The 9,322-nt window shown below is 66.6% G+C and carries 10 protein-coding genes and 1 pseudogene; 4 read left to right on the forward strand and 7 right to left on the reverse strand.

Going from position 1 to position 9,322, the window contains the following annotated elements:
• The first annotated feature begins 4 nt into the window (after positions 1-4).
• The 4 genes from mntR (at position 5) to Q0602_RS08005 (ending at position 3,775) form a co-directional block, all read left to right on the forward strand.
• Positions 5-427, forward strand: coding sequence for a manganese-binding transcriptional regulator MntR (gene mntR, locus Q0602_RS07990; RefSeq protein WP_110707690.1), 423 nt, complete (start codon positions 5-7; stop codon positions 425-427).
• A gap of 431 nt (positions 428-858) precedes the next feature.
• Complete coding sequence (locus tag Q0602_RS07995; RefSeq protein ID WP_298841314.1) at positions 859-2,346, forward strand: SulP family inorganic anion transporter; 1,488 nt, start codon at positions 859-861, stop codon at positions 2,344-2,346.
• A 131-nt stretch (positions 2,347-2,477) separates the two neighbouring features.
• On the forward strand, positions 2,478-3,338 hold the full coding sequence (locus tag Q0602_RS08000; RefSeq protein ID WP_298841318.1) for a universal stress protein: 861 nt from the start codon (positions 2,478-2,480) through the stop codon (positions 3,336-3,338).
• Between the two features lie 80 nt (positions 3,339-3,418).
• Complete coding sequence (locus Q0602_RS08005) at positions 3,419-3,775, forward strand: RidA family protein (RefSeq protein WP_149436584.1); 357 nt, start codon at positions 3,419-3,421, stop codon at positions 3,773-3,775.
• 8 nt (positions 3,776-3,783) lie between these two features.
• On the opposite strand, the gene Q0602_RS08010 is transcribed toward Q0602_RS08005, so the two are convergent.
• The 7 genes and pseudogenes from Q0602_RS08010 to Q0602_RS08040 all read right to left on the reverse strand — a co-directional run.
• Entirely contained in the window at positions 3,784-4,389 is a 606-nt protein-coding gene (locus Q0602_RS08010) for a hypothetical protein (protein ID WP_298841322.1), read from the reverse strand.
• A 100-nt stretch (positions 4,390-4,489) separates the two neighbouring features.
• On the reverse strand, positions 4,490-5,227 hold the full coding sequence (gene fabG / locus Q0602_RS08015) for a 3-oxoacyl-ACP reductase FabG (RefSeq protein WP_295038472.1): 738 nt from the start codon (positions 5,225-5,227) through the stop codon (positions 4,490-4,492).
• Between the two features lie 41 nt (positions 5,228-5,268).
• The gene (locus Q0602_RS08020; RefSeq protein WP_295038469.1) at positions 5,269-5,742 is read right to left on the reverse strand and encodes a hypothetical protein; all 474 of its coding nucleotides are present in this window, start codon (positions 5,740-5,742) and stop codon (positions 5,269-5,271) included.
• Between the two features lie 31 nt (positions 5,743-5,773).
• Positions 5,774-6,961 (reverse strand): beta-ketoacyl-ACP synthase, encoded by a 1,188-nt coding sequence (locus tag Q0602_RS08025; protein ID WP_298841327.1) that lies wholly within the window; start codon positions 6,959-6,961, stop codon positions 5,774-5,776.
• On the reverse strand, positions 6,958-7,521 hold the full coding sequence (locus Q0602_RS08030; RefSeq protein ID WP_149436589.1) for a DUF3261 domain-containing protein: 564 nt from the start codon (positions 7,519-7,521) through the stop codon (positions 6,958-6,960). Before Q0602_RS08030 ends, Q0602_RS08025 begins: the two co-directional genes overlap by 4 nt.
• The gene (locus Q0602_RS08035) at positions 7,521-8,831 is read right to left on the reverse strand and encodes an NAD(P)/FAD-dependent oxidoreductase (RefSeq protein WP_298841330.1); all 1,311 of its coding nucleotides are present in this window, start codon (positions 8,829-8,831) and stop codon (positions 7,521-7,523) included. Before Q0602_RS08035 ends, Q0602_RS08030 begins: the two co-directional genes overlap by 1 nt.
• Positions 8,824-9,322, reverse strand: a pseudogene (locus Q0602_RS08040) (hypothetical protein); the annotation flags it as partial. The gene Q0602_RS08035 and the pseudogene Q0602_RS08040, both read right to left, overlap by 8 nt.

The following is a 9,322-nucleotide window of genomic DNA, read 5'->3' on the forward strand; positions in this document are numbered from 1 at the left end:
CATCATGCCAGTAACGCCACGTCCACGTTATGCCCGCTTCGAGCGCACGCGTCTCGACCACCAGCAGGAGCTGGTGGAAGACTACGTGGAGGAGATCGCGCAGCTTCATCGCGATCACGGCGAAGCTCGGGCCAGCGACCTGGCCGAGCGTTTCGGGGTCAGCGCCGCCGCCGTTTCCAAGGTGATCGCCAGGCTCAAGCGTGACGGTCTGGCCGAGGCGCGCCCCTATCGCGGCGTCTTCCTCACCGTGAAGGGGAGCGAACTGGCCGAGAAAGTGGAGGCCCGCCACCAACTGGTATTGTCGACCCTGCTGGCACTCGGCGTCCCCCCCCATGTCGCCGAAGCCGACTCCGAAGGGATCGAGCACCACTGCAGCGACGCCACCGTCGAGGCGATGCAGCGGTTTTTGGAAGCGCACAACCGCTGAGGCATCGAAGCCGACGGTGACGATTCGCCCCCGGCGATCGCGGCTGGGAACTTTTCGACGTTAGTGGTAGACTCCTGCGCCTCGAGATAATCATCCAACGACGCGCCTGCCGCGCTCGACAGGGTCCGACTCCATGCAAGCCCGTTTTGCCAGTACCATCGTCGGTATGACTCCACCCTAGCGTCACGCCCCCGTCCCGGCGTGCCTTTCGGCACCCGCCCGGCTGTCTCCGATCCTCCCGGTCGGCGGACGGCACTGTTTTGCTGCTCCCATTCAATTCAAAGACTTGCCGCGAATGCGTGGTGGTCGACCGACAACGCCCTGCGTTCGATGTCCCTGACGACGGAGATCGACCACTGCAGTTTCGTCTTGTCGAAACGCAACGGCGATGTCCCTGGCCGCCCACCGTGGCTCATGACAGAGAACTGCCCATGCTCGAACTGATAAGAAAACACTGGCTGTCCAACGTCCGTGCCGACGTGCTCGCCGGCGCCGTGGTCGCCATGGCGCTGATTCCGGAGGCGATCGCATTCTCGATCATCGCTGGCGTCGATCCCAAGATCGGTCTCTACGCCTCGTTCTCGATCGCCGTGGTGATCGCCTTCACCGGCGGCCGCCCGGGGATGATCTCCGCCGCCACCGGCGCCACCGCGCTGCTGATGGTGACCCTGGTCCGCGATCACGGCCTCGAATACCTGCTGGCGGCGACGCTGCTGACCGGGGTGATCCAGATCGTGTTCGGCTACCTGCGCCTGGGCGAGTTGATGCGATTCGTATCGCGCTCGGTGGTGACGGGGTTCGTCAACGCGCTGGCGATTCTGATCTTCATGGCCCAGCTGCCGGAGCTGACCGATGTCACCTGGCACGTCTATGCGATGACCGCCGCCGGGCTCGGCATCATCTATCTGTTTCCCTATCTGCCGGTGATCGGCAAGGCGTTGCCGTCGCCGCTGGTCTGCATCGTGGTGCTGACGATCGTCTACATGCTCAGCGGCCTGGACATTCGTACCGTGGGCGACATGGGCGAGCTGCCCGATTCCCTGCCGGTCTTCCTGTGGCCCGACGTGCCGCTCAATCTCGACACCCTGATGATCATCCTGCCCTATTCGCTGGGCATCGCCATCGTCGGCCTGCTGGAGTCGATGATGACCGCGACGATCGTCGATGAGTTGACCGATACGTCCAGTGACAAGAACCGCGAGTGCAAGGGGCAGGGCGTCGCCAATATCTTCTCGGGCCTGCTTGGCGGCATGGCTGGCTGCGCGATGATCGGGCAGTCGGTGATCAACGTGAAATCCGGCGGACGTACGCGCCTGTCGACCCTGATCGCCGGCGCGTTCCTGCTGATCCTGGTGGTCTTCCTCGGCGACTGGGTTTCGCAGATCCCCATGGCCGCACTGGTGGCGGTGATGATCATGGTCTCGATCGGCACGTTCAGTTGGGAGTCGATCGTCAACCTGCGCCGTCACCCGATGTCGACCAACATCGTCATGCTGGCCACCGTGGTGGTCGTGGTCACCACCCACAACCTGGCGATCGGCGTGCTGGTCGGTGTGCTGCTGGCGTCGCTGTTCTTCGCCAACAAGGTCGGACAGATCCTCTACATCGGGAGTCGCATGGACGACGACGGCAAGACACGCAACTATGACGTCGTCGGTCAGGTATTCTTTGCCTCGTCGACCCGCTTCAACGCCGGATTCGATTTCAAGGAGGCGATCGAGCGGGTGACGATCGATGTCTCCCGTGCCCACTTCTGGGATATCACGGCGGTCGAGGCGTTGGACAACGTGGTGGTCAAGTTCCGGCGCGAGGGTACCGAAGTCGAGGTGGTGGGCATGAACCAGGCCAGCGCCACCCTGGTCGATCGTTTCGGCGTGCATGACAAGCCGGATGCGGTGGAAAAACTGATGGGTCACTAGACTTTGGCCACGAGCCACGAGCCACGAGCCACGAGCCACGAGCCACGAGCCACGAGCCACGAGTACGGCCGTCAATCGATCGCGAATCGTGCGACGCCTGTCCACCAGACGATAGTGCAGAGGAGAACGCCATGAGTGAACGTCAGGTTCTGGCCTGCATCGACGACTCGCACCACGCTTTTGCGGTCTGCGCCGCGGCCGCCTGGGCCGCCGAACGCCTCGGCACGCCGCTCGAGCTGATGCACGTGTTGAGCAAGGCATCCAGCCTGGGCGCCACCGACGCCAGCGGGCAGATCGGTCTCGGCAGCCGTGAACATCTGCGCGAGCAGCTCACCGAGCTCGACGAGCAGCGTGCCAAGCTGGCCCAGCAGCATGGTCGCGAGTTGCTCGAGGCCGCGCGGAGCCAGGCCGAGCGCCTGGCACCCAGTGTCGGGGTCTCGACCGCGCTGCGCCACGGCGATCTGATCGAGTCGCTGGTCGAGCGCGAGCCTCAGACGCGGCTGGTCGTGCTGGGCAAGCGTGGCGAATCCGCCAGTGAAGCCCTCGAGCACCTGGGCAGCAATCTCGAACGGGTCGTGCGTACGCTGCATACTCCGATTCTGGTGACCCCGCCCGAGTTCCAGCCGCCGTCACGGCTGCTGCTGGCGTTCGATGGCGGTCAGACGACCCGCAAGGGAGTCGAGATGATCGCCGACAGCCCGCTGCTCAACGGCCTGGTCTGCCACGTCGTCATGATCGGTGCCGGCACCGACGATCAGCGAGCCCAGCTCGAGTGGGCGCTGGAGCGGCTGCGCCAGGGGCAGGTCGACGCCCAGGGCACTATCCTGGCCGGGGACGTCGATGAAGTCCTCGCCGACTACGCGGACCGACAGCAGATCGACCTGACGATCATGGGCGCCTACGGTCACTCGCGGATTCGCCATCTGCTGGTCGGCAGCACCACCACCGCCATGCTGCGACACGCGCGGACCGCAACGCTTATACTGCGCTGATCGCTCGCCACGGCGCATCACCGCCGCCGTGGCTCATTCACCGTCACCGGCACTCGCCGCCGTCCCCACAGGAGTCATCCATGACCATTCAACGTCACGATCCGCAGACCCGCATGAGCCGTGCGGTGATCCACAATGGCGTCGCCTATCTCTGCGGCCAGGTGGCGGGTCCCGAAGCCCGGGAGGGCGACATCACCGCGCAGACATTGAGCATGCTCTCCCGGGTGGAGGCGCTGCTGGACGAGATCGGTTCGGACCGGGAGCACCTGCTCTCCGCCACCATCTATCTGGCGGACGGGGACGATTTCGCGGCGATGAATGCGGTCTGGGATGCCTGGGTCCCCGAAGGGCATGCGCCGGCGCGCACCTGTATCACGGCACCGATGCCGGCGAAGTCGCTGCGGGTGGAGATTACCCTGACGGCCGCGATCAAGTAGCCCGCCGATCAGGCGTCGTCGCGGGGGGGTGGTGTCGGCTGGTGTTGCAGAAAGCGCGACAGCCGATCCGCCTGGCTCTCGCCGACCTGGCACAGTTGCCAGGCGATCTCGGCGTACTGCATCAGCGTGGGTAACATCAGCTGCAGCCGGTGAGGGTCGTTCTGGTGACGATCCGCCTCGGCATCCAGCCATTCGAAGAGCCTGGCCAGGCGCGTGTAGTTCACGTCGCCCCGGCCGCTGTTGCCGCGCAGCGCATCGATCGCCAGACAACGCATCACGCTGCGCTTGTTCGGATCCAGACTCTCCTTGTCGAGCAGCGCCTCGGCGTGCTGCACGAACTGCCCCATCAGCTGCGACAGCTCCGCCGCTTCCAGTTGGCGGCGCACCGCGTCCTGGCTTTCGATCAGGGCCTGCTGTTGGCGGTTCAGCCCTCTGACCAGGACGACCAACTGCACGCAGAGCCAACCCGCCAGGACCAGGGTCAGCAGATAGATGCCCAGCGGTGCCAGCGCATCGGCCGGCAGTGGCCAGTCAAGTTCGCTGGCCAGCGCGCCACCAGCGGCCAGCGCCAGTAGCACGATAATGATCAGGGCGATGGAGATGCCGGATTTCATGCCGATGTCCAATCAGGGGAGAGTCATTGCCGCCATGACGCTTTATCGGCACGGGACCGCTGTTTCTTGAGCACTCGCTAAAGTAGTGCTTCAGCCGCGCTCAGATCATGCCGCCGTTCACCGCGATCACCTGGCGGGTGATGTAGGCGGCATCCTGCGAACAGAGGAAGCTGACGGTGCCGGCGACCTCTTCGGCCGTTCCGGTGCGCTGCATGGGTATCAGCTTGCGAACCTCGTCTTTCGGCAGCTCGTCGGTCATCTGGGTCTCGATCCAGCCTGGCGCCACGCAGTTGACCGTGATCCGGCGCTTGGCCAGCTCGACGGCGAGCGCCTTGCTGGCGCCGATGATCCCGGCCTTGGCGGCGCTGTAGTTGACCTGGCCGCGATTGCCCGTCAACCCCGACATCGACGAGAGCGCCACGATACGACCGGGCTTGCGACGTTGGATCATCGGCATGACCAGCGGATGCAGGACATTGTAGAAGCCATCCAGATTGGTCCGCAGCACGCTGTCCCAGTCCTCGCCCGCGAGTGCTGGGAAGGGCCTGTCCGCGGTGATGCCGGCATTGCAGACCACGCCGTAGTAGCAGCCGTGCTCGGCAATGTCGGCCTCCAGCACCGCCTGGGCCGCCTCCCGCGCCGTGACGTCGAAATGGATCACGCGGGCCTGGCGGCCCTCGGCTTCTATTCCTGCCCGGACCTCCTCGATATCGCCCCCCGGGCGGCGGCAGTGCAGTACCAGGTCGAAGCCGTCGCGGGCCAGGCGCGTGGCGATCGCCTTGCCGATGCCGCGATTGGCGCCGGTGACCAGAATCGTCTCGGGATGTTTGTCTTCCATGAAACCTCGGTAGCAGAGCTGCGAATGATGGGGTCGGGAGGTCAGGCGTCGCCCCGGATCGGCATCGAGTCGGGGCGGTAGAGCGTCAGGCTGCCGTGAGCCAGCGGCGGTTCGCGGGTCCCGGCCCGGCGCAGCTCGCCGCTGACCTGGGTAACGCCGTTGTCGGCGACGAAATCGACGGTGATCGTGACCTGAATTCGCTGATCGAAGGCGAAGACGGGCACCCGGGCCCGGTAGCGCCTGGCCCCGAGCAACAGGCCGGGCGCCGGTGTCTCGGTCGAGCCGGACGCCTGAAAGCCGGCCCAGGCAGCGACGGTCTGGGCCAGCCACTCGACCCCGACCCAGGCGGGAATGCCGTCGGCCTCGGCGAACAGGTCGTCGTGGCGCGTCGACGTTTCCGCGGTCGCGCCATCGTCGGTGGCGGCGATCAGGTGGGTCAGCAGGCACATGCGCCTGGCGTGCGGTATCAAGGGTTCGACGGCGCAGGGCAGGCGAACCGCGCTGGAGGGATTCAAGATGACAGTCTCTCTTCGTTCTGGCGTCTCGTCATTCGGTTCGAGGGTCCAGCGTCAACAGCAGGCTGGCATTGTTGCCGCCGAAGGCGAAGCTGTTGCTCAGCGCCCGGCGCGGCCGGCGTTGCGGCGTTGCACCGTTCGTCACCAGGGGGAGCGGGAGAATCTCCGGATCATAGACCCCGTCGAACCGATGTTCCGGCAGCCGCCCCTGGGTGAGCGCCAGCCAGCAGAAAGCGGCTTCGAGGGCCCCCGCGGCGCCAAGCGTGTGCCCCGTCAGCCCCTTGGTCGAACTGCAGGCAGGCGGCGTTGGGAACAGCGTCGTCACGGCCGCGGCCTCCATGCTGTCGTTGAGTGCCGTTCCGGTGCCGTGGAGGTTGAGATAGTCGATCTCGGACGCCTCGAGCCCGGCCATCTCCAGTGCCTGGCGCATCGCTTCCGCTGCGCCACTGCCGTCCGGGCGGGGGGCGGAGATGTGGTGAGCGTCGACGCTCTCGCCAACGCCGGCGAGCTGGACACCGCCGCTTTCAGGCGTCACCACGAACAGGGCTGCCGCTTCGCCGAGATTGATCCCGTCGCGATGCCGGGAGAAGGGCTGACAGGGGTTGTCGCTGACGGCTTCCAGACTCAGGAATCCATTGACCGTGAGGCGACACAGGCTGTCGGCGCCACCGGCGATCACCGCATCGCACTGGCCACTCTTGAGCAGGCGCCTGGCGCTGGCCAGCGCTCTGGCACTGGAGCTGCAGGCCGTCGACAGCGTGTAGCAGGGACCGGTGATTCCCAGACGCTCCGCGATGAAGCGCGCCGGCGCTCCCAGCTCCTGGCGCGCGTAGGCGAAGGTTTCCGGCAGCGGCCCTTCGCGGCCACTCTCCGCCAATGCCGACTCGGTCTCACCGATGCCGGAGGTGCTGCTGCCGATGACCACTCCGATCCGATCGCCCGGCACCGAGGAAAGCAGCGACTCGATCTCGTCGCCGAGGCGAGCCAGGGCGAGCGCCAGCAGCCGGTTGTTGCGGCTGCGGTGGTCCTTTGGCCACTGGCTGTCGTCGGGCAGTTCGCTGGTGACCTGTCCCAACGGCAGGGGACGGCCCGGGGTGAAGGCGTCGCTGGTGGTCAGGCCGCGCTGGCCCGAGAACAGGGCGTGGCCGATCGTGTCCAGATCGTCGCCCAGTGAGCAGACGACGCCGGGGCGGGACAGGCGACAAGAAGAGGCAGTCATGAATCATCGTTCTCCTGCATCGGGGCGATCGTCAACCGGTAGTGGCCCTGGCGGTCGTCCAGCATCAGCGTCTCGGAGCGATCGCGATCCGGCGCCGGCGTGATGCGAGCGACCAGGCTTCCCCGATAGCTGATGTCGCGACTCGTCGCGCTGTCGACGACCCGCCAGGCGCTCCCCGCGAAGGCGTCGTGCAGGGCGTCGATCGGCCACAGGCTCCACTCCAGGCGCGATGCCAGCCATTGTGGCGGCATCGGCAGTTGGGGTTCACCCGGCGCGTCGCCCGCTTCGAAGCGCGCGCCCTCGGCGTCGCGAACCAGCGTCGTCAGGCGCTGACCGTAGGGCGTCACCAGCACCGCACGCAGGCGGTCCGGATCGATCCGGATGAACGCGATCAAGGTGCGGGCTTCGCCTCCGTCCGGTTCGAACGTCAGTCGGCTTTTCAGCGTGTCGGTCGTGGTGGCGGCGGCCAGCGGCGGCGTCGGCGACACCGGTGGACTCAAGCTGCAGGCGGACAGGGCGAACGCCAGGCACAGCGGCAGCAGGAGGGGAAAGCCGCGCATCACCGTCCGGTCTCCGGCGACGGGCCAGCATCCGGCTGACGCGCACCGGCGGTCCCGGAGCCCGACGCCCTCGATGCCGCCTGTCTCTCGCAGAGGTCGGCCAGCGTGTCGATATGCCGGGCCGAGTCGGTGACGAACGGGTTGCGACGGTCCCAGGCGTAGCCGGCCAGAATGGCGCTGATGCGCTCCTTGATATCGCGGGGTGCGTCGGCGTGAAAGATGATGGTCTGGAGTCTGCCGTCGTACCAGGCGTCGACGAAGGCGCGAAACGTCTCGATGCCTTCGCGCAGCGGTGCCTCGAACCGGCCAAGCCAGTCGATGGCCTCACCGGCCAGTTGGCGATCCACCAGCGGTGCCGCCAGGCTTGCCGATTTCAGCGCAATGGTCACACCGGAAGAGAACACCGGGTCCAGGAACTCGCCGGCGTTGCCCAGCAGCACATAACCGGGCCCATGGAGACGCGTCACGTCGGCGGAATAGCCGCCGAGTTCAGCGATCGGTCGGGTCGGCCGCGAGCCGCCGAGCAGCTGGCGGAAACGCGGCTCGGCGTCGATCAGCGCCTGCCAGCGGGCCTCGGTCGAATCGCCGTAGGCGCTCATGCGCTCTGTCTGGCCGACCACGCCCACCGAAGCGCGCTGGTTGCGGAAAGGGATCAGCCAGTACCAGATGCCGGCATCGTCGGGATGAACGCCGATGAGGATCTTCTCGCGATCATGGCTCGGCTCCACCGGGCAGCCTTCGACATGAGTGAACAGCGCGGTGCGGGGGGCCTGGCGGGCGTCGCGCTCGAGCGCCTCGAGCCGGGCCAGTACGCGTCCGTAACCGCTGGCGTCGACGACGAAGCGGGCGGTCAGCGTGCTGGCGTTGCCGGATTCATCGACGACATCGACCTGGGGGCGATCGGGATCGGCGCGGAACGCGGTGACGGTGATGCCGAATTCGACCTTCGCGCCTTTCGCGCGGGCGGCCTCGATCAGCCGGTGGTCGAAGTCGGCGCGCTCGACCTGAAACGTCGTGCCCCAGCCCGGCGTGAATTTGTGGCGGAAGTCGATCGCCGTGCTCTCGCCGCCGCGGGTAAACGCGGCGCCATTCTTGGGTTGATAGCCGGCTGCCTGGACGGTGTCGAGGAGGCCGGCCTCTTCGAGATGGCCCATGCACTGCGGCAGCAGGCTCTCGCCGATGGAGAAACGCGGGAAATGGCTGCGTTCGACCACCAGTACGCGACGACCGCGGGACGCCAGCTGTGCCGCGATCGCGGCACCGGCGGGGCCGGCGCCAATCACGATGACCTCGTGGTCGGCTTCAGACATGTTCGCTCTCCCGTCGTGGTGTCGAATGGCCAGCCTCCGGGCGCACCCAGGGGACCAGCGCCCAGACGCTGGCCAGGCCGATCAGGCAGGTCAGGCCCAGATAATGCAGCGCGGGCGTCGCGCTGAAGGCCAGCATGCCGAATGCCAGCAGGCTGGTGAGTGTCGATAGCGTGATGGCCAGCCACGCAGCCGGCTTGCGGGCATGCTCCACGTTGAAGATACCGGCATCCAGCCCGATTCCCAAGATAAGCAGCAGACCTAATTGGTTGAAGATGTTGAGCGGGACGCCGCCGACGGCGAACGCCGTCAGCACGATGAGGGTGGCGCCGAAGGGCGGCACGACGACACGCCAGGCGCGACCTCGATAACGCCACAGCAGTGCCAGCGTCATCAGCGCCATGGCCGCGGCCACCCAGAGGGCGGTATGGCGGCGGAGCTCGCCGAGCAGCCCGCCGATGGCAATCAGGATGATGGCCGCCACACTGCCAGCG

This window comes from uncultured Salinicola sp. (assembly GCF_937921195.1).
Lineage (GTDB): Bacteria > Pseudomonadota > Gammaproteobacteria > Pseudomonadales > Halomonadaceae > Salinicola.